Raw genomic sequence first — 21354 nt, forward strand, 5'->3', positions numbered from 1 at the left:
TTTATAAAATTAATTTCTGGCTGATTTTCCCTTATCTGCTTTTGGACCAACTCTTGACATGGCACATCTGAATCCAATATAATCAGTAGCCATATCTTGAGGAAAATATCTTCTTTGTGCTGGATCTAACCAATACGCTCTATCTCTCCAAGATCCACCTTTATAAACTCTTACCTCATCATTTATCAAAGTGGTTCTTTTATTTGATTTATCGTACTTTCTTACCATTTTTCCTAAACTGTCTGTAGTAACATTGTGTTTAGGTGAATTGTACATGATTTTTTCCTCTTTATCTTTTTCACCATCTGATTCAGAAGATCCGAAGTTATAATATCTGGTAGATTGTTTATCACCATCTCTATAATTGATATTATCACTTTTATCAAAATTTTGTCTCAAATAAGTCTCTTGTTCATCAACTGGAACTTGAGCAATCTGACCTGGAAAGTTTCTGGCAATTATTCTACCATTACTTAAAGTGTCATATTTCATGTTCTCCTTTGTAACGATTTCAACTTTACCGTCTGCTCCAATTTTATTTTTAGTATATTGATTTCCTCTAAAATAATTAAAATCATTCGATTCATTATCAATAATTGGTCTGTAAACATCTTGTACCCACTCGGCTACATTTCCAGCCATATCATATAGCCCAAAATCATTTGCAGGATATTTTTTAACCTCATTGGTAATATCAGCCCCATCATCAGACCAACCTGCTATCCCACCATAATCTCCATTTCCTTGTTTGAAATTGGCCAATTGATCCCCTTTGCTTTGTCTTTTTCCTGAACGAGTATAACTACCTGACCAAGGATATTTTTTCTGACCTTTATAAATGTTGTATTCTCTTTGACCAACATCAGCTGCTGCTGCATACTCCCATTCCGCTTCGGTAGGAAGTCTGTATTCCGGAAGTATAATTCCAGAAGAACGTTGTGCATATACATTTTTTTGTTCCGTAACCTTACCGTCTTTTCCAGCTTTTGGTGCTTTTTTACCACCTTTTCCTCCTTTTAAAACAATCTCCTCATTACCTCCATAAGTTAATGTTGGACTATTCAAATAGGTTTCAGTACTAAAAGAACTTTCGGCTGTTACGTCTTCAGTTTTAGCATTTTTCTTAAGGTAACCATTTTTTTCTAAAAGGGCTTCATTAACACGGTCAGTTCTCCATTTGCTAAACTCTACCGCTTGAATCCAATTTACCCCAACAACAGGATAATTTGCATAAGACGGATGTCTTAAATAATTATTGGTCATTGTTTCATTATAACCCAATCTGTTTCTCCAAACCAAGGTATCAGGCGAAGCACCTTCATATATCTTTTTGTAATTTTCTTCAGTTGGAGGAAACACTTTTTTCAAATAATCCAAATATTCTAAATACATAAAGTTCGTAACTTCGGTTTCGTCCATATAAAAAGACTGAACATGTTGCTGTGTTGGGGTATTATTCCAATCATGCATAACATCATCTTCAACTTTACCCATAGTAAATGTTCCGCCTTCAACAAAAACTAAACCTGGTCCAGCTATTTGCTTTTTGGCTCCTGAAGCTTTTTTACCATCAACATTCCAGCCAGTAGCCCGCGATGCATTTTTTGAGCTAGACTTTTTGCTACAACTCGCTAAACCCACAATCAATATCATAGATATCATCAATCGTAAGGTCATAATTTTGTTTACTTTCATACTCTTTAGTAGGTAATAATTTAGGTTCCGCAATATAAATAATTAACCATTAACCTGCAACATCCTTTTTTAATAAATTTTATCAGTTAAATTTTATCAGAAAATCATACAATAAAAACGCAAATTTATAATATTTATTATTTACTATCACACTAAATGATTTATTTTTACTTATTAATAATAATTCACTATCTATCCCGTTTAAAAAAATAATGAAAAAAATACTTCTGGTTTATTTATCCCTAATCCCTTTTGTTTCTTTTGCTCAAATTAAAGGAGATATGCTCCTTGAATGGTTAGAAAAGAAAGAAATATCTTTTGGTGATTTCAAAATTAATGTTCCACAATTTTCTGGGAATAGCTATTATTACGATGTTTCAAAAAAAGCACTATTCTACACGCTTAGCATATCAGAATCGGCTTCTTTTAACGAAAATGACTTACAAATTTCGAATATTGTATACGAATCAATTCTAACTTCTCAACTTGGCGAATTAGCTTTGGAAAACATACCAAAAACCCCGAATGCCTCCTTAAAAATTACAAACTCCAGAGATATCAGACAAGCTTTTCTTTCCTTATCACCAATTGTAAAAGATGACTTCGGATACAAACGAATCAAATCATTTTCTTATAACATAAAAAGTAGCTCTTCAAAAATCTCACAATCCAATAAAAGCACAAACGTTGTTTATGATTCTATTTTAGCTTCCGGGGATTGGTATCAATTTTACATTGAAAAATCCGGCGTCTATAAAATTTCTAAAAGTTTTTTGCAGCAATTAGGCCTCAACATGAGTAGTATCGACCCAAAAAAAATAAAAATTTATGGCAACGGCGGTAAAATGTTGCCGTTATCAAACAGTATTTACTATCCTCAAGATATAACCGAAAACCCCATACAAATTATTGGAGAAAGCGATGGTGTTTTCGACAATGACGATGCTATTTTATTTTATGCCGAAGGGCTTGATATTTGGAACGAAGAAAGTCAAACCTTCAATAATCTATACGATACAAAATCCTATTATTACATAACAGTTCATGGAGATGACGGAAAAAGAATTCCAGAAATGACGCAGCCTAGCGGAAACAGCTCGGTAACATTAAATACATTTGATGACCATCAATACCATGAATTAGATCTTGTAAATATCGCTCATCTTGGCCGTCAATGGTTTGGAGAATCATTTGACATCAATCAGGAACAGGAATTTGAGTTTAATTTTCCAAACTACGATTCAACAACGCCAATAAAAATTATGACAACAACTGCTTCTGCCGCTTTTACACCAACTTCTTTCAAAGTGGCGGCAAATGGTCAGGAGATAGGGAACATTTCTTTTCAGCCATTGAATTCCAATTCTGACATTGAATTCAATTTTGGTTTTTTACCAAGCAACACCTCTTTTAACGGTTCTGAAAATGTAAAAATAAAATTAACCTACAATAACAATGGCGTTCCGGGCTCAAAAGGATATTTAGATAATATTCGGCTTATCGCCAAAAGAAAACTTCAAGGTTACGGAAAGCAATTTCATTTTCAATACGATTTATCAAATTCAAGTCTAGGTATTGTAAGTTATTCCATTTCTAATGCAAATGGCATTTTTCAAGTTTGGGATGTAACCGATTTGTATAATGTAACCAAAATCGAAAATTCAAACCAAAGCTCATTCACTTTTAAAGCAAATCTGGGCGAACTCAGAAAATACATTGCCATTGATCCAGCAGACTATTTTACTCCTTTAAAAGACAGCAAAACAAAAATTGTCAATCAGAATTTAAAAGGAACCCTTTTTAAAAATGCTCAAAATCAGTTTCAAGATGTTGATTATGTAATTATAGCCCCGAATTTTTTAACTACACAAGGGGAGAAATTAGCCGGTTTTCATCGTATAAATTCTAATCTGAATGTAAAAGTAATTTCTCTTGAATCTATTTACCAAGAATTCTCATCAGGAAAACAGGACATCTCTGCCATAAGAAATTGTGTCAAATACATCTATGAAAACGCATCAACACCTGAGAAAAGAATAAAATATGTCAACCTTTTTGGGGATGCCTCTTATGATTTTAAAAACCGAATAGTCAACAACAGTAACATTGTTCCTATCTACCATTCTTTAAGGAGCAATACATCAGGTGAAGCTTCCTTTGCTTCTGATGATTTTTATGGATTAATGGATTCTAATGAAGGAAATATTATTTCTTATTTTGGAGGAATCGATATTGCAGTGGGAAGAATGCTGGTAAACGACACGAAACAAGCGGATGAAATGGCCAATAAAATTATAGAATACCATGATTTAAAATCATATGGAAGTTGGAGAAATAATTTCGTCTTGATTTCTGATGATTCAGATAAATCTTCTGACGCAAGTCTGCAAACCAGACAAAATAATTTAGCTGATGTCATAGCTTCTGAGAAACCATTTTTGAATGTCAATAAAATAATATTAGATTCCTACGTTCAAGAAGCTTCAGCAGGAGGCTTTAGGTACGCTAAGGCTGGAACAGATTTTTTTAATGCTTTCGAAAAAGGAGCTTTAGTATTTAATTATTTGGGGCATGGTGGAGAAGATGGACTATCCAGCGAACGCATTTGGGAAAAATCAGATGGTCAAAAGGTAAGCAATCAATACAAATATCCATTATTCATAACTATCACTTGCGAGTTCTCCCGTTTTGACAATCCTTCCAGACCAACTGCAGGCGAATATACCTATTGGAATCCAAAGGGAGGAGCTATTGCAATGATTACTACAACACGATCAATAGGACAATATAGTGCCGAAAATTTCAACGACATACTTTCTAAAAACTTATTATCCTTTGGGTCTAACCAATACACTTCTATTGCGGAAGCACTAAGAATTTCCAAAAACAGCAACCCAAACTCAGCAACTAATGTAGTTTTTTATATTGGTGACCCTGCATTAATGCTAGCCATACCAAAACCAAAAATAAGTCTTACCAAAGTAAATGACGTTTCAATTTCTCAACCTATTGATGATTTCAAATCATTAGCTAAGATTAAATTGACCGGAGAAATTACGGACGAAAACAACAATCCGCTTACAAATTATAATGGAGAAGTCTCCACAACCATTTTTGACAAAATCATTTCAAGAACTACATTTAATAATGATGGAACTAGCACACCAATAAATTTCAATGTTTTAGGCGAAACTATTTTTAGAGGAAATGCATCAGTTACTAATGGTAAATTTGAATTTAGCTTTGTTGTTCCAAGAGATATTAGAATTCCATTAGCCAATGGAAGAATCAGTTTTTATGCAAAAAAAAATCAAATATTAGAAAACCAAACTGGCTACAATACTACTATAAAAGTGGGCGGAATTAATGAAAATGCAGTTGCAGACAATATTAGTCCAAGAGTTAAGTTATATATGAATGACGAAACTTTTGTTTCGGGAGGCACAACCAATGAATCGCCTTTCCTGCTTGCTTTTCTTGAAGATGAAAATGGTATAAATACAGCCAGTGGAATTGGTCATGACATTGTTGCAATAGTAGATGGCGATGTGAATAATCCTTACATTTTAAATGATTATTACCAAACAAAATTAGACGATTACACAAATGGAACGCTTCGGTTTCCGCTGCGTAATTTATCGGTAGGATTACATACTATTTCATTCAAAGCTTGGGACGTATATAACAATCCCATAATTACCGAGATTCAGTTTATAGTAGTTGGTGATGAAACGTTAACATTAACACACGTATTGAACTACCCTAACCCATTTGTTAATTATACTGAGTTTTGGTTTACGCATAATAGACCGTACGAAGCATTAGATGTTCAGGTTCAAGTTATGACAATAACCGGAAAAGTGGTTTGGACGAAAAATCAAATTATTTCAACCGAAGGGTTTTTATCAAAAGAAATTACTTGGGATGGTAAAGATGATTTTGGCAGTAAAATAGGAAAAGGTGTTTATGTTTATAAACTTACTGTAAAATCAAACTTGACAAATAAAAAAACTGAAAAGTTTGAAAAACTTGTAATACTTTAATAATATACTATATTTGTTTAATCAATATTCTTACAATAATGAAAAAAATTGCGTCGGTTTTTATCTGTTTATTTATTATTTCACTTGCCAAGGCGCAAGATAGAGTTATAACTACAGGAGTTCCGTTTTTATTAGTTTCAGCAGATGCAAGAGCTGCAGGTATGGCTGATATTGGAGTTGCCACTTCTGCTGATGCTTTTTCTCAACAATGGAACCCGGCAAAATATGCTTTTGCGATAGACAAACAAGGCTTTTCAGTGAGCTACACTCCTTATCTTACTGATTTAGTAAATGACATTTCATTGGGACAATTAACCTACTACAATAAGATTGACGACCGAAGTGCCTTTGCGGGAAGCCTTAGATATTTTGGTTTAGGTGATATTGAATTGCGTCAAACAGGCGATCCTAATGAAGCCGCTAATACTGTCTCTCCAAACGAATTTGCATTAGACTTATCTTATTCCCAAAAATTAAGTGAAAGATTCTCTATGGCAGTTGCGGGACGCTATATTCATTCCAGTCTAAAAGTAGCAACCGATAATGGCGATGCTTCACCAGCTAGTTCATTTGCAGTTGATGTGGCTGGATTCTATCAATCAGAAGAAATAGCTTACACCGAATTTAACGGAAGATGGAGAGCAGGATTTAACATCCAAAATTTAGGCCCAAAAATAAGTTATGACAATTCAGAACTTAGCACCAATTTTTTACCAGCCAATTTAAAAATAGGAACCGGATTTGATTTTATATTTGATGATTTTAATAAAGTAGCTTTAAATCTGGAATTCAATAAATTATTAGTACCAACTCCACAAAACCCAGATTTAAATGGAGACGGAGATGTAACGGTAGAGGAAAGAGCAGAAAACAATGAAAATTATCGCTCTGTCGGATGGGTTTCAGGCGTATTTACATCATTTGGAGACGCTCCTGATGGTTTTAGTGAAGAATTGAAAGAATTTACCTACGCTCTAGGTGCTGAATATTTATATCAAGATTCATTTGCCATGCGTTTGGGGTATTTTCATGAAAGTCCAGAAAAAGGGGCCAGAGAATTTTTCTCGCTTGGAGCAGGATTTAAATATAATATCGTAAAAGTGGATGTATCCTATTTATTCTCAGCATCGAAAGTAAAAAACCCTTTAGAGAATACACTTAGATTTTCACTTACTTTTAACTTTGGTGACAAGTATGACGAATATTAGTTAAAGTAAATTTTTAAATATAAACTACAAATCCAAATTTCATATCGTTGAAATTTGGATTTTTTTTCCTGTAAAAAGAATGAAAAAAATTACCATTACAACACAATTCTCTGTTTTTGATTCCCTTGAAGATTTGCCAAATGACATATACAGCTTAATGGAGCAAGCAGTAGCTATTAGGAAAAAAGCTTATGCTCCCTACTCAAAATTTCGGGTAGGCACTGCCATTCTTTTAGATAACGGAAAGATTGTATTGGGTTCAAACCAAGAAAATGCAGCTTATCCCTCCGGTCTTTGTGCTGAACGTGTTGCTATTTTTCAAGCAGGAGCAATTTATCCTGATGCTAAAATTTTAAAAATGGCCATAACGGCAGCTTCAGATACAAACAAAACAACTACCCCTATTCCTCCTTGCGGTTCCTGCAGACAATCAATAGCAGAATATGAAATAAAACAAGATACCCCCATTGAAATCTATTTTATGGGAGAAACAGGTGCAATTTATAAATCGGCATCCCTAAAAAACTTGCTTCCTTTCCTATTTGATAAAAACTTCTTGTAAAAAAAAGCCAAAAACTAGCGTATAAATTTTACTTCTTAGCTGGAATGTCTTATTTTTGCGATTCGCAAATTTGTGGGAGGAAACTATTTTGCGTTATGGTACCAATTGATAATACAATAACACTTTAGCAAAAGAATTAATTCAGATGAAAGAAGTTACAAAAGAAGTTTATTTAAAGTGGTATGAAGACATGCTACTTTGGAGAAAGTTTGAGGACAAACTTGCAGCATTATACATACAACAAAAAGTTAGAGGATTTCTACACTTATATAATGGTCAAGAAGCCGTTCTGGCAGGTGCATTACACGCCATGGACTTGACAAAAGACAAAATGATTACCGCTTATAGAAATCACGTTCAACCAATAGGAATGGGTGTTGATCCAAGACGCGTAATGGCTGAGCTAATGGGAAAAGTTACCGGGACATCCAAAGGAATGGGTGGTTCTATGCACATTTTCTCAAAAGAACACCGTTTTTATGGTGGTCACGGAATTGTAGGTGGACAAATTCCAGTGGGAGCCGGATTGGCTTTTGCAGATAAATATTTTGAAACCGGTGGTGTTACTATGACCTATTTTGGTGACGGTGCCGCTCGTCAAGGCTCTCTACACGAATCTTTTAACATGGCTATGTTATGGAAACTTCCAGTAGTATTTATCGTTGAAAACAACGGTTACGCTATGGGAACTTCTGTAGAAAGAACTGCAAATCATACTGATATTTGGAAACTAGGTTTAGGATATGAAATGCCTTGCGGACCAGTTGATGGAATGAATCCGGTAAAAGTTGCTGAAGCAATGACAGAAGCCATTGACAGAGCACGTCGTGGTGACGGACCAACTTTCCTTGAAATGAAAACATATCGTTACAGAGGACACTCCATGTCTGATGCACAGTTATACCGTTCGAAAGAAGAAGTAGAAGAATACAAAAAAATTGATCCAATTACACAAGTTTTAGATGTAATTAAAGATCAAAAATATGCTACTGAAGAAGAGATTGAAGTGATTGATCAAAGAGTAAAAGATTTAGTGGAAGAATGCGTAAAATTCGCAGAAGAATCCCCTTATCCTGAAATTCAACAATTATACGACGTAGTGTACGATCAAGAAAACTATCCATTTTTACCTCATAAACTATAAACCAATTATGGCAACAATAATAACAATGCCTCGTTTGAGCGATACGATGACGGAAGGAACAGTAGCGACTTGGCTAAAAAAAGTAGGTGACAAAATCAGTGAAGGTGATATCCTTGCAGAAATTGAAACTGACAAAGCAACGATGGAATTTGAGTCTTTCAATGAAGGAACTCTTTTATATATAGGTATCCCAGAAGGAGAAACTGCACCAGTAGATTCTTTACTGGCAATCATAGGAAATGAAGGCGAAGATGTTTCAGCTTTAATAGCTGGGAAAGCAACTCCTGCAACTGAAGAAGCTAAACCTGCCGTTGCAGAAACAGCAACTGCTCCCGAAGTTAAAAAAGAAGAAACAACTACAACTCCTGCAATTGCAGCTTCTTTACCAAAAGGAGTGATTGTAGTTACTATGCCTCGTTTGAGTGATACGATGACGGAAGGAACTGTAGCGACTTGGTTAAAAAAAGTAGGCGATAAAGTTTCCGAAGGGGACATTCTTGCTGAAATCGAAACTGACAAAGCAACAATGGAATTTGAATCTTTCAACGAAGGAACTTTATTATACATAGGAATTCAAGAAGGAAATACTGCACCTGTTGACAGTCTATTGGCCATCATTGGACCTGAAGGAACTGACATTAGCGGTATCGCTGAAAATTATAAAACTGGAGGAACTCCACAAGATCCTGTTGCAACTGAAGAAGCAAAATCAGCACCAGCTGAAAAAACAGCAGAACCAATTGTACAAGAAGCATCAACTGACGGGCAACGAATTTTAGCATCTCCATTAGCAAAGAAAATTGCAAGTGATAAAGGAATTCAATTGACACAAGTAAAAGGTTCAGGTGAAAACGGACGTATTGTAAAAAGCGATATTGAAAATTTTACACCGCAAATTGTATCAGCTCCAACTTCTGCACCAGCAAAAACAGAAACTGTTGCTGCAGCAAAACCATTTGTTCCAGCAGGAGAAGTTTTTACAGAAGAAATCAAGAATTCGCAAATGCGAAAAATCATTGCTAAACGTTTAGCAGAATCTTTATTTACAGCGCCACATTACAACTTAGTAATAGAAGTAACTATGGATGACGCAATGAAATCAAGAGCTATCATTAACAGCGTTCCAGATACAAAAGTATCTTTTAACGACATGGTGATAAAAGCCTGCGCATTAGCTTTGAAAAAACATCCAAAAATAAATTCTCAATGGAGAGAAGATGCTATCATCATCAACCATCATGTGAATATTGGAGTTGCCGTAGCTGTTGAAGACGGACTAGTGGTTCCGGTATTACGATTTACAGATGCTATGAGTTTATCTCAGATTGGCGGAAACGTAAGAGATCTTGCAGGAAGAGCTAAAAACAAAAAATTATTACCTACAGAAATGGAAGGAAGTACTTTTACTGTTTCTAATCTTGGAATGTTTGGTATCACCGAATTCAACTCCATCATTAACCAACCGAACTCTGCAATCCTTTCAGTAGGTGCTATTGTAGAAAAACCGGTAGTGAAAAATGGTCAAATTGTAGTAGGAAACACCATGATGCTATCTTTAGCTTGCGATCACAGAACAATTGACGGTGCAACCGGAGCACAGTTCTTGCAAACCTTGAAACAATTCATAGAAAACCCAGTTACGATGCTTGCGTAATAACTTGGTCTTTAAAATACAAATCCCGTCTTGTTTTAGAACTTGACGGGATTTTTTATTTATTCTTTGCTTCTATCCAACGTGACATATACTTTGTACTGTTCAACGTATGATGTTGCAACATAGCTCCCATAAAGTTAGTCAAACGATGTTTTTGTAAATCGGATTGCAGCATCTTAACTTTTTTTGCAAAATCATCCTTGAATAATTCTTTCAAATACCGTTGATTGATAATTGTTATTCCATTTTGTTGGGCTTTTAGCCAAATAGTTTTGTCTTGACACAATCGTACTGCCGCATCAGTAAAATCTGCAACACTATCAACAACAAACCCATTCCAAGGTAAATCATCATGCATTGATTCACTACCAATAAAAGTTGTTACACTTGGTGTACCACATTGCATTGCTTCCAATAATTTTCCTTTTATACCCGCACCAAAACGTAAAGGAGCTAAAACAACACGGGAGTTTTTTACAACGTCTTGTGCATCAATCGCTCGACCCATAATTAAAAAACCTTCTTTGTTATTATGTAATTGTAATACTTTTTGCGACGGATAAGCTCCGTAAATATGTAAAATAGCTTCCGGTAATTGTTTTTTAATTAAAGCCCAAATCGTTTCTTTTAAATATTGAACTGCATTCCAATTGGGTTCATGAAGAAAATTCCCGATAAAAATAAAGTTTTTTCGTTCTTCAAAAGAAGGTAATTCGTGAATCTCAACAATATCGATTGGCTCCAATAAAAAGGGCAAATAATATAATAAATTTTTATCGATTTTAAATACAGATTCTAATAATTCCATTTCAAATTTAGAAATCATCAAAGAAAGATCACAGCGTAAAATACTGGCGATTTCCCGTTTGGCAACATCTTCAAGAAACAAATCAGTTGTATTAAATGGACGCTTTTCCTTGAATGCTTTCTGGCGTGCTAACCGCAAACAATGTAAATCTTCAGTATCTAACAATCGTAATGCATCAGGGCAATTTTCGGCAACACGCCATCCAAATTGTTCTTCCATCATAAACCGATCAAACAAAACTACAGTTGGATTTAGTTCTTTTATAAAGACATCAAAACTGGAATTATTTAACTCAATTGATTTTTTATCAACTCCGCATTTTTCTAAATCAACCATGAAATCACTATCTTGAGCTGGACTCACAAACGTAATGCTAAAACCTTGCTCTTTGAAAAGTGAAATCAATTGCATCATCCTTCCTCCTGCTGCCGATGAATTGGGTTCGGGCCAAACAAAACCAATAATTAAAAGCTTTTGAACTTGATTCATATTTACATAAAGTTATACCTGCAAAATAATGCTATTTTGATGGCAATCCCATCATTTCGAAGAAAAATCAGTAAGAAAAGACTAATTTTGCATTAAATAAATTCCAAATCATGTTAGGATTAAAATTAGCCACAGACCCACGTTGGGTAAACATAGTCGAATCAAACATCGAAGAAATTTTGACCGATCACGCTTGGTGCGAACAAAAAGCAGCCTCAAATGCGATAAGTTTAGTTACTTACAATTCAGAATTAGAGGAATTAGTCACCGAAATGTTGATTATTGCTAAAGAAGAATTAGACCATTTACAATTGGTTCATAATTTAATAAAAAGCAAAGGTTTAACTTTAGGACGTGAAAGAAAAGACCATTACGTAAATGAACTTTTCAAATTCATGAAAAAAGACGGAAGTCGAAAAGATGCACTCTGTGATCGATTGTTATTTTCTGCCATGATTGAAGCCAGAAGTTGCGAACGCTTTAAAGTACTATCCGAAAACATAAAAGATCCCGAACTGGCAACATTTTATAGAGACCTTATGATTTCAGAAGCTGGACATTATACTACTTTCTTGGGCTTTGCGAGAAAATATGCTGACAATATTGATGTGGATAAACGCTGGGCAGCATGGATTGAATTTGAAACTTCCATCATTACCAATTATGGCAAAAATGAAACCATTCATGGTTAATGAACTATAAAAATTAACTAATTTTTTCCAATAAACAAAAAGAGGATGTTCAGTGGGACATCCTCTTTTTGTTATAATTCTAATTGATTTTTATTTAATAATCATAAACTCAGAACGTCTGTTCAAGGCATGTTCATCATCTGTGCATATATCTCCACAAGCAACTTTTGGTTCTGATTCTCCAAAACCTTTTCCTGATATTTTATCGGTATTAATTCCTTTTGAAATAATATATTGAATAGTAGACTTAGTTCTTCTATCGGAAAGATTTAAATTATATTCATCGCTACCTCTTGAATCAGTATGAGACTTAACATAAATAACCAGTTTATCATTTTGTGACATCACATAAACTAATTTATCAAGTTCTACAGCTCCTTGTTTAGTTATATCGCTTTTATTGTATTCGAAATAAATTGGATTCAATATAATTTCTTTTTCCGTTACTATAACTTCAATCGGATCTATAGCAGCATCTATACTCACAACTCCTTTTTCAATTTTAGAAACAGGAAATAATTTAGTAACAAATCCATCTTTGTGAACTTCTAAAACATATGGTTTTTTACAATCAACTTCATATGACACTTCCCCTTTTTCATTAGACATTTTAGTATCTAAAATGTTATTCTTTACATCTAAAATAATTACTCTAGAATCAGCTAAAATATTACCATTTTTAGCATTTTTTACTATCGTTTGAATCTGTCCTTTACAAACTGGAACAGCACTATAAATATGGTCTACCCCAGATCTGTTACTGGATAAATACCCGATGTTTTTTTCTTTGTTAAACGTAAAGGCAAAATCATCTTTTTCTGCATTAACTGGATTTCCAATGTTATTCGGCAAATCGTTTTTATTTAAATCTATAGAAAAAACATCTAAACCGCCAAATCCCGTCAGACCATTCGAAGAAAAATATAAAACAGCATCATCAGTTACGTAAGGAAAATTCTCATCTCCTGATGTATTTATTTTACTGCCTAAGTTTTCTGGAGTACCAAAAGTTCCGTCTGAATTTACGGCTACTTTCCATAGGTCAGTTCCTCCAATTGAACCGGGCATATTTGAGGCAAAATAAAGAAACTTTCCATCTTTATCAATGGATGGATTTCCAGTAGAATAATTTTTACTATTGAATGGAAGCGGCGTAATTGCAGTCCATTTTCCGTTTTCTTTAACAGCTTTGTACAAACTTACCTGACCGTATTTTAATTTTTTGGCTTTATCTTTTTCGAATAATTTACCATTAAAACTTTCACTGGAAAAGTAAATTGTATTTCCATCTTTAGTCATCGTCAAAGGACCTTCATGGAAAACTGTATTTAATTCTGAAATAGGAGTTGACTCAGAATAAGTTCCGTCCTCCTCTCTATAGTCCGATTGATAAAGATCCAAAAAAGGTTCATTATTCCATCCATAAATTTTACCATTTTCATTTCTTGCACTTGCAAAATAGAGTACATTATCATAAAGTATTGCTCCAAAATCAGATTTTTCAGAATTAACATTTATTTTTTTTAAGCCAAATAGTTTTTCTTTTTTTACTAGTTTGGAAAGATAATCAGGATTTTCATTGAATCCCTTAGCTCTTTCATCATTAGGCAACATAGCCGAAAATACTTTCATTTGCACATTAGATTCTGCATATTTACCGTTAGATTTAAGCATCTGAGCATATCGATAATACGTTTCTCCATCTTGTTTAGATTTTACAGCTTGTGCATACCATTTTTCGGATTCAATAGTATTATACATGTTATAATAACTGTCTCCAAGTTGTTTATACGCATAAGTATCTGCTTTTCCTTTTTCAACTAAAGACAAATATTCCTTAACAGCTTGAACATATTCGTAACTGTCAAATAATTTATCTGCATTCTTAGTATCTTTATTTTGTGCTGATAGCGAAATACTAGCAAGAACAAAAAACAATAGTATAGTATATTTTTTCATTAATTATAAAATTAAATATTAGAAAAATCTTGGGGAACGAGAAACTTTTTTTGGAACAAATAAATCATATAATAATATGAATTCATGGGAAGATGGCGCTGTTACTTTCAAATCTGAAACAACATGGTCATAAGCATAACCTATTCTCAATTCAGGTGTTATTGCAAAATTCATCATTGCTCCGAAACTGTCTTCTAATCTATAGGTTGCACCCAATTCGAATTTTTCCATATACAAAAAGTTTGCGGAAACATCTAAAGAAGGAGAAACATTAAATGCTGATTTCAACATAAAGGAGGGTTTGAATTTCAATTCATAATTGATATCAAATACATATCCTGCTGTTAAAAAATAGTGGGATACATCTGAACCATATTCTCTTCCATTATAATCTAAATGCGCTGATTTTAGCATGTTGGGTACTGATAAGGAAACATAATATTTATCTGTATAGTAAAAAGCCCCTACTCCCATATTTAATGATGAATCATTTATATCTTCTCCAAAAATTCCTTCTGAAGGATCCGGCAAACTAGATTGAATATCCCTAAGCCCTACCTTATGAAATGACACACCGGCTTTTAAACCCAATGCTAGCCTATGTGTATCATTTAATTTTAATGTGTATGAAAAATCTCCATATACATTTTGTTCTGTGACTGGCCCTATTTTATCTGAAATAAAGGACAAACCCAGACCTACATTATTACCTGTTGGAGTATGACCAGAAAAAGTAAAAGAGGTTGGTGCATCTTGAATATTCACCCATTGCTTTCTGTACAAGAGACCAAAAGAAATACTCTCTTTGGATCCTGCGTAAGCTGGATTTATAACATTCATATTATACATGTATTGCGTATAATGTGGATCTTGTTGCGCCTTCATATCCATATAGGCAATAAGAACTAAAAGAGAAGTCAAAAATATTTTATTCATATCTATTTATTTTATTTATTTTGCAGACCCATAATTATTGAAGCCCTGCATAAATACATTAATCTATTATTTTTCTCTGATTAGATAGATCCAACCTGTTTTTGTTTGTCCGTTATTGAATTCTATAACATAATAATAGGTTGCACTCGGAAGTTCATCTCCTTTGTCGGACTGACCCTTCCATTGATCTGTATAATTAGTCTGACTATAAACTTTAATACCATATCTGTCAAATATCTCCAAGTTTTTTACATCCATTAATCTTAAATCAAAATAGTCATTTGATCCGTTACCATCAGGAGATATTCCTTTTTGTATATTACAATAAATAGATTCAATTGTAACATTATCTGTTGTTTCACAACCTGTAGCAATCGATTTTACAGTTAAGCTATACTTAATAGGAAATACCTCCTCCCCTGGGGTAGATGCAATCACATCGGATACATTTAAAACATTAGAGTTTGTCCCAACAGGAGCACCTGTACTATCTTTCCATTGATAATCAACATTGCTGGAATCATACGAGGATGCTATTGGAATAACTGTTAAAACATAATCTCTAGACTCACAGTCTCCTGAGATTTCGAATTGAATTTCTGGAGGAATAGGATTAATGGTTATTTGAGAACCAGTACTAATACACGCAATACTATTTGTAAATCGCACACTCATTGTATATTTTCCAGGAGCTAAATTTAAAAACTCTGGATTATCTTGATATCCATTTCCTAAACTATATTGAACATTCGCTTGTGCAGTAATCTGAATTCTACCCATAGGTTGTAGACAAGTTGGCTGTGTAATTTGTGCCAAAGTTGGTATTGACGGCAATGGAGGAAGTGGATCGATTGTTACACTTGCAACACTTTGCGCCGAACAAGTATTGTCAGCTATATTTCTTACGTATAAGATATAATTATTTGGAGCTAAGCCAGAAAATGTATTTGAAGTTTGATACGTTGTGCCATTCAAACTATACTCCACACCAGATTGTGCAGCTACTACGATGGTTCCGGATGGCACAGCACATGTTGGCTGATCCGCACTCACCATTGTTGGAATAATAGGTGGAGTCGGTATTGGATTAATTGTTATCGCTGAGGCCGATAGAGTAATACATGTATTGTCAGCAATATTTCTTATATACAATGTGTAATCTGATGTTGCTAATCCTGTAAAAGTATTCGATGACTGATAGGTTGTTCCATTCAAACTGTATTCAACTCCAGATTGTGTGGTAATAACAATGCTTCCCGATGGGATTCCGCATGTAGGCTGGATTACACTAGTCGCTGTTGGAGTAATAGGTGGATTTGGTATCGCATTAATCGTTATGGTTGATGCCGATGGAGTAATACATGTATTGTCAGCAATATTTCTTACATACAATGTATAATCTGCCCTTGCTAATACTGTAAAGGTATTCGATGACTGATAGGTTGTTCCATTCAAACTGTATTCAACTCCAGATTGTGTAGTAATAACAATGCTTCCCGATGGGGTTCCGCATGTAGGCTGGATTACACTAGTCGCTGTTGGAACAACTGGTGCCGTTGGAATCGCATTTATTGTTATGGCTGCCGATGATGAAGTGACGCAGGTGTTATCTGCAATGTTTCTAACATACAATATATAATTATTAGGAGCTAATCCTGTAAATGCATTTGAAGTTTGGTAAATTGTGCCATTAACACTGTATTCCACACCACTTTGTACAGCAATCGTTATAGTTCCTGAAGGTATTGCACATGTTGGTTGTATTACACTAGCCATGGTTGGAATAACTGGTGCCGTTGGAATCGCGTTTATTGTTATGGCTGTCGATGATAAAATAACACAGGAGTTATCCGCTATGTTTCTAACATACAACGTATAATTATCGGGAGCTAATCCAGTAAATGTATTTGAAGCTTGGTAAATTGTGCCATTGACACTGTATTCCACACCACTTTGTGTAGCAATCGCAATCGTTCCTGATTGCAATGTGCATGTTGGTTGAACCACACTTGTAGTGGTTGGAACTGCTGGTTGATTTGGAATAGTATTTATTGTTATCGCAGATGATGATGAAGTAACACATGTAATATTGGCTGTGTTTCTAACATATAACGTATAACTATTGGGAGCTAATCCTGCAAATGTATTTGAAGCTTGGTAAATTGTGCCATTAACACTGTATTCCACACCACTTTGTATGGCAATCGTGATAGTTCCTGAAGGGATTGCACATGTTGGTTGCACTACACTAGCCATGATTGGAACAACTGGTGCCGTTGGAATCGCGTTTATTGTTATGGCTGTCGATGATGAAGAGGTACAGGTGTTATCTGCTATATTTCTGACATATAACGTATAATTATTAGGGGCTAATCCAGTAAATGTATTCGAAGTTTGGTAAATTGTGCCATTAACACTATATTCCACACCACTTTGTGCAGCAATCGTGATAGTTCCTGAAGGTATTGCACATGTTGGTTGAACCACACTTGAAGCTGTTGGATCAACTGGTGGAGTTGGAATCGAGTTTATTGTTATGGCTGTTGATGATAAAGTAACACAGGAGTTATCCGCTATTTTTCTAACATACAACGTATAATCATTAGGGGCTAAGCCTGTAAATGAATTTGAAGCTTGGTAGATTGTGCCATTAACACTGTATTCCACACCACTTTGCGTAGCAATTGTAATCGCTCCTGATTGTAATGCGCATGTTGGTTGAACCACACTCACCATAGTTGGAATAGAAACAAAGTCCATTGTAATATTAGCTTGTGAATAACAAGGAGTTAATGCCGATGCAGCAACCACGACTGGATTTGGGTCTTTTAAATTATAATCAATAGCACCACTACCGTAATCTAAACCGCTGCTTCTTTCTGGACTTAAAAAGGAATTGGTAACATTATAATTACTGATATCGTTGTCCTGCATAGTCAATGCAAAAAATTTAATATCACCCGTTGTGTAACCAATAAGAGATTTTAAAACTTCTATTTCAAAACCTAGATTGTAATCACTGATTCCTATATTGTTTTTATTGATTCCCATAACAGCAGAAGGAGATCCAGTAGCCGCACTCCCCAAAGAGGTTTTAATAGAGTTTCCCGTTTTCAATTCAATAACATCAGCATAATAGTCTGTCTCTCCAACATCGGTCGAGATAGTAAGACAATAATCTGCTTGAAAATAGGAATCAAATATACTAGGATTATTGTTGAAAAAATTAAATCCATTTACTGCGGGAAGAGAACCTATTTCGTCCCCATAATTTGAAACATTGAATCCCCCAGGTTTTGTATCAAGAAATAACAAAACCTTTCTATAATTAAGTAATTTTCCAGCGATACCAAAAACCAACTTATCTTCTATAGGACTTATCTTTAAAGAGTTTATATATCCCGTTGTAGCATTTCCTGATAAGGGGGCTGAAAGAAAGTTATCTTCCATTGCCGCAGTTCCCCAAGCAGATTCGCTAATTGCACCATCAAGACTTACAGCATACCTTGTACGTACACTTACTGTCTGACCGTTTGTCAGGGCATTCGTTGTATAAGTTTTACTAACAGACATGGCTTGTTGCACAACACCATCAACCGAAAATTCAAATAAATCGGCTCCACCTGCAGCAGTAAAGGTAACTGACGTACCTAAACATAGCGGGTTAGTTACATCATTTGCTGGTGTGGCTATTAAAGTAACCGCTGGTGGCGCTAAATAAACTGATGCAACGACAGGAATACGGATACTAATGTCATTACCCGATTTACTTTGAACATAATACGTTTTAGTAGTACTTATGCTAGGACTGAAAACAGAACCAGTAAATATTGGAGAAATTGATGTTTGACTTGAAAACCACTGAATAATATCAGAGCCATTAGCACCATATGCATAAACATTAACCTGTACAGGATTAATACCATCCCCGCAAGAACTGCCTGCGGTTGTTGATGGAGGAGGTAAAATAGCTATAGACCTCGCAAGTCTTGATGTCTTTTTATGCTTTTTTATTGTATCAGTAATATTATTCCTTATTAACAACTCCAAATTCATTTTAGGAACTTTTAAAATATCCACAAAATTTCCTGCAATTAATTTATGACCCAATAATAGATGAAGCAATAAAAACAAAAGTAATTTATTTTTCATAGAATAAATTTTGTAGTTAATAATATTGATTCCCAGACTTAATAAAGAATAATAAAAGTATAGCTTTATTTTGGTTAAGCAAATAATAAATTAATAAATAATTAACAATCTTCATATAATAAGTAATTTGATTAAAATAATGTCGTATATGTTTTTAGAGGCAAACTACATAGTCATTGAGGGTTTGACCCTATAAAATACGACGATATATCGTTCCTGTTACTTAATAAAACCAAAGTTGTAAATAATACCATTTTGTCTTTGAATTTACTGTGATAATTTGTAAATTTGGCGTATGCCAAAAAAGATAAAAATAGAGATAACTGAAAGCTTAGAATTTCTGAGAAATGAGCACATCAAAGCAAAAGGGGAACTTAAAAAAGACCGCTTAAAAGTTTTGATTTATATTAAGGAGGGAAAATATCATTTCCAAAGTGATATAGCTAAAAAATTAGGCAGGACTGAGAAAACCGTGCGAGAATGGATACAAGAATATAGTCAGTCTGGACTTTCATCTCTTCTTAAAGTAAGTAGCGGAGGTAATAATACCAGAACAATTTCGGATAAAGCTTTAGAACTTATCGCTAAAAAAATCCTAGACGTAGAGACAACTATAACGTCTTATCTTGAACTTCAGTTAATTATAGAGAAAGAGTTAGGTGAGAAAATAGCATATGGAGCTTTATACTCTCATTGTAAACGTAAATATAAGTCTAAACTAAAAGTGGCTAGGAAATCACATCACAAAAAGGATGAAAAAGCTGAGGAGCTTTTTAAAAAACCTTAGATTTTCCTTAAAACAAATTAGATTAGGTCTAAATAAAAACAGTGTCACTTCTGTTAATCTGTACTTTCAAGATGAAAGCCGTTTTGGTCTAATAACTAAGCAGAAACGAGTAGTTTCTGCAAGAGGTATAAAACCAATTGGGAAATATATGCACAGCTTCAAATACAAGTGGCTATAGGGAAGTTTTTCTCCTATTACGGGAGAAAGTTTTTGTATGACAACAACAGGTGTTTGTAAAGAATTGTTCATTAAATATTTGGAAGACTTTAGCAAGCATAAGCCTGAAGAACTTAAAATTATAGTGATAGACAATGCGGGATTTCACTCAACGAAAGATATAATTTTGCCGGAAAACATAGTATTAATGCCGATTCCGCCTTATTGTCCTGAATTGAACCCCGCAGAAAAGGTTTGGCAATGGATGAAAGACAAAATAGCGATGAAGCTGTTTGATACATTGGAAATTCTTGAAAGCAAAATGGATGACCTAATAAATAACCTAGAGGGAGACTTGATAAAATCGATTACAGGGTATGATTTTTATACAAGAGCCTTTTCCAGTGTTTTTAAAGTTTAAATGGCATTAGTACATCTATTTGGAAAGATAGCAGCTGCCTTTATAAACTTAATATTTTAACTCTTGATTCGCATTGAATATAAAAAACGTCCCGCAATGAGGGAAATTTTGAATAAAATGAAATAGCCGTAACAAGAGAAATGGAAATTTACCTCCATAAAGAATAAATCAATATGACACATTTAGATAAATCCCAAATAAAAGAAATTGCAGAAAATTTAGACTGTGGACTCAACTGCTATTGGAATAGAAAAACCAATGAAATACTTTTTCTGCCAGAGGAATTAGGATATCTGCTAGACGATGATTCAGACGAATCAGATATTGGCAATCAATGGTTGCAAGAAGATTTTGATTCAATCAAAAATAATCTTGAAGATATAGTATTAATCGAAAAACCCAATTCAAACTATTCTTTTAGAGTAATGGAAGCTTTTGCGGATCAACTACCCAACAAATTGGATTTAAAATCCAAACTTTTCCAAGCTTTAGAACGAAACAAACCCTTCCATGAATTTAAATTCACCATTGATAATTCGGATTATAGAGAAGAATGGTTTGCTTTCAAAAATCTAAAATTACAAGAATGGGTAGAGGAACAAATTGAAGAAAAAGAGGGGAAATAATTTGTGATTTATTTACAAGTCA

At 34.2% G+C, this 21354-nt stretch carries 14 protein-coding genes; 9 read left to right on the forward strand and 5 right to left on the reverse strand.

Annotated elements, in window-relative coordinates:
* Window positions 1-9 precede the first annotated feature (9 nt).
* On the reverse strand, window positions 10-1695 hold the full coding sequence (gene gldJ / locus ACNO7W_RS06240; RefSeq protein WP_417937433.1) for a gliding motility lipoprotein GldJ: 1686 nt from the start codon (window positions 1693-1695) through the stop codon (window positions 10-12).
* 212 nt (window positions 1696-1907) lie between these two features.
* Here gldJ and porU point away from each other — a divergent pair, with 212 nt between their 5' ends.
* The 5 genes from porU (at window position 1908) to ACNO7W_RS06265 (ending at window position 10306) form a co-directional block, all read left to right on the forward strand.
* Window positions 1908-5738, forward strand: a complete 3831-nt coding sequence (gene porU, locus ACNO7W_RS06245) for a type IX secretion system sortase PorU (RefSeq protein ID WP_417937434.1) — start codon at window positions 1908-1910, stop codon at window positions 5736-5738.
* Between the two features lie 38 nt (window positions 5739-5776).
* Window positions 5777-6946 carry a type IX secretion system outer membrane channel protein PorV gene (gene porV / locus ACNO7W_RS06250; RefSeq protein ID WP_417937435.1) on the forward strand — a complete coding sequence of 390 codons (1170 nt, stop codon included), beginning with the start codon at window positions 5777-5779 and terminating at the stop codon, window positions 6944-6946.
* Window positions 6947-7025: 79 nt separating this feature from the next.
* Window positions 7026-7508 carry a cytidine deaminase gene (gene cdd, locus ACNO7W_RS06255; RefSeq protein WP_417937436.1) on the forward strand — a complete coding sequence of 161 codons (483 nt, stop codon included), beginning with the start codon at window positions 7026-7028 and terminating at the stop codon, window positions 7506-7508.
* A gap of 145 nt (window positions 7509-7653) precedes the next feature.
* Window positions 7654-8652 (forward strand): pyruvate dehydrogenase (acetyl-transferring) E1 component subunit alpha, encoded by a 999-nt coding sequence (gene pdhA / locus ACNO7W_RS06260; RefSeq protein ID WP_417937437.1) that lies wholly within the window; start codon window positions 7654-7656, stop codon window positions 8650-8652.
* Between the two features lie 7 nt (window positions 8653-8659).
* Complete coding sequence (locus ACNO7W_RS06265; protein ID WP_417937438.1) at window positions 8660-10306, forward strand: 2-oxo acid dehydrogenase subunit E2; 1647 nt, start codon at window positions 8660-8662, stop codon at window positions 10304-10306.
* A gap of 55 nt (window positions 10307-10361) precedes the next feature.
* On the opposite strand, the gene ACNO7W_RS06270 is transcribed toward ACNO7W_RS06265, so the two are convergent.
* Window positions 10362-11603: a glycosyltransferase family 4 protein gene (locus ACNO7W_RS06270; protein WP_417937439.1), complete on the reverse strand. Its 1242-nt coding sequence runs from the start codon at window positions 11601-11603 to the stop codon at window positions 10362-10364.
* 110 nt (window positions 11604-11713) lie between these two features.
* Here ACNO7W_RS06270 and ACNO7W_RS06275 point away from each other — a divergent pair, with 110 nt between their 5' ends.
* Window positions 11714-12295, forward strand: coding sequence for a tRNA-(ms[2]io[6]A)-hydroxylase (locus ACNO7W_RS06275; protein ID WP_143388478.1), 582 nt, complete (start codon window positions 11714-11716; stop codon window positions 12293-12295).
* 90 nt (window positions 12296-12385) lie between these two features.
* On the opposite strand, the gene ACNO7W_RS06280 is transcribed toward ACNO7W_RS06275, so the two are convergent.
* From ACNO7W_RS06280 to ACNO7W_RS06290, 3 genes are all read right to left on the reverse strand, one after another.
* Window positions 12386-14254, reverse strand: coding sequence for an OmpA family protein (locus tag ACNO7W_RS06280; protein WP_417937440.1), 1869 nt, complete (start codon window positions 14252-14254; stop codon window positions 12386-12388).
* A gap of 18 nt (window positions 14255-14272) precedes the next feature.
* Entirely contained in the window at window positions 14273-15190 is a 918-nt protein-coding gene (locus tag ACNO7W_RS06285; protein ID WP_143388476.1) for a type IX secretion system membrane protein PorP/SprF, read from the reverse strand.
* A gap of 66 nt (window positions 15191-15256) precedes the next feature.
* Complete coding sequence (locus ACNO7W_RS06290) at window positions 15257-19342, reverse strand: gliding motility-associated C-terminal domain-containing protein (RefSeq protein WP_417937441.1); 4086 nt, start codon at window positions 19340-19342, stop codon at window positions 15257-15259.
* 295 nt (window positions 19343-19637) lie between these two features.
* On the opposite strand from ACNO7W_RS06290, the gene ACNO7W_RS06295 reads away from it, so the two are divergent.
* From ACNO7W_RS06295 to ACNO7W_RS06305, 3 genes are all read left to right on the forward strand, one after another.
* A complete protein-coding gene (locus tag ACNO7W_RS06295; protein ID WP_417937442.1) occupies window positions 19638-20129 on the forward strand; it encodes a helix-turn-helix domain-containing protein in 492 nt (163 codons plus the stop codon).
* A gap of 193 nt (window positions 20130-20322) precedes the next feature.
* The gene (locus tag ACNO7W_RS06300) at window positions 20323-20706 is read left to right on the forward strand and encodes a transposase (protein ID WP_417937447.1); all 384 of its coding nucleotides are present in this window, start codon (window positions 20323-20325) and stop codon (window positions 20704-20706) included.
* Window positions 20707-20879: 173 nt separating this feature from the next.
* Window positions 20880-21332, forward strand: coding sequence for a UPF0158 family protein (locus ACNO7W_RS06305; RefSeq protein ID WP_417937443.1), 453 nt, complete (start codon window positions 20880-20882; stop codon window positions 21330-21332).
* Window positions 21333-21354: the final 22 nt, after the last annotated feature.

Source organism: Flavobacterium sp. ZB4R12, from assembly GCF_048276375.1.
In the GTDB taxonomy this organism is placed as follows: Bacteria; Bacteroidota; Bacteroidia; order Flavobacteriales; family Flavobacteriaceae; genus Flavobacterium; species Flavobacterium gawalongense.

Coding starts and splice junctions, on each gene's coding strand:
- gldJ (WP_417937433.1), bottom strand. CDS start 1,695: ATGAAAGTAAACAAAATTATGACCTTACGATTGATGATATCTATGATA.
- porU (WP_417937434.1), top strand. CDS start 1,908: ATGAAAAAAATACTTCTGGTTTATTTATCCCTAATCCCTTTTGTTTCT.
- porV (WP_417937435.1), top strand. CDS start 5,777: ATGAAAAAAATTGCGTCGGTTTTTATCTGTTTATTTATTATTTCACTT.
- cdd (WP_417937436.1), top strand. CDS start 7,026: ATGAAAAAAATTACCATTACAACACAATTCTCTGTTTTTGATTCCCTT.
- pdhA (WP_417937437.1), top strand. CDS start 7,654: ATGAAAGAAGTTACAAAAGAAGTTTATTTAAAGTGGTATGAAGACATG.
- ACNO7W_RS06265 (WP_417937438.1), top strand. CDS start 8,660: ATGGCAACAATAATAACAATGCCTCGTTTGAGCGATACGATGACGGAA.
- ACNO7W_RS06270 (WP_417937439.1), bottom strand. CDS start 11,603: ATGAATCAAGTTCAAAAGCTTTTAATTATTGGTTTTGTTTGGCCCGAA.
- ACNO7W_RS06275 (WP_143388478.1), top strand. CDS start 11,714: ATGTTAGGATTAAAATTAGCCACAGACCCACGTTGGGTAAACATAGTC.
- ACNO7W_RS06280 (WP_417937440.1), bottom strand. CDS start 14,254: ATGAAAAAATATACTATACTATTGTTTTTTGTTCTTGCTAGTATTTCG.
- ACNO7W_RS06285 (WP_143388476.1), bottom strand. CDS start 15,190: ATGAATAAAATATTTTTGACTTCTCTTTTAGTTCTTATTGCCTATATG.
- ACNO7W_RS06290 (WP_417937441.1), bottom strand. CDS start 19,342: ATGAAAAATAAATTACTTTTGTTTTTATTGCTTCATCTATTATTGGGT.
- ACNO7W_RS06295 (WP_417937442.1), top strand. CDS start 19,638: ATGCCAAAAAAGATAAAAATAGAGATAACTGAAAGCTTAGAATTTCTG.
- ACNO7W_RS06305 (WP_417937443.1), top strand. CDS start 20,880: ATGACACATTTAGATAAATCCCAAATAAAAGAAATTGCAGAAAATTTA.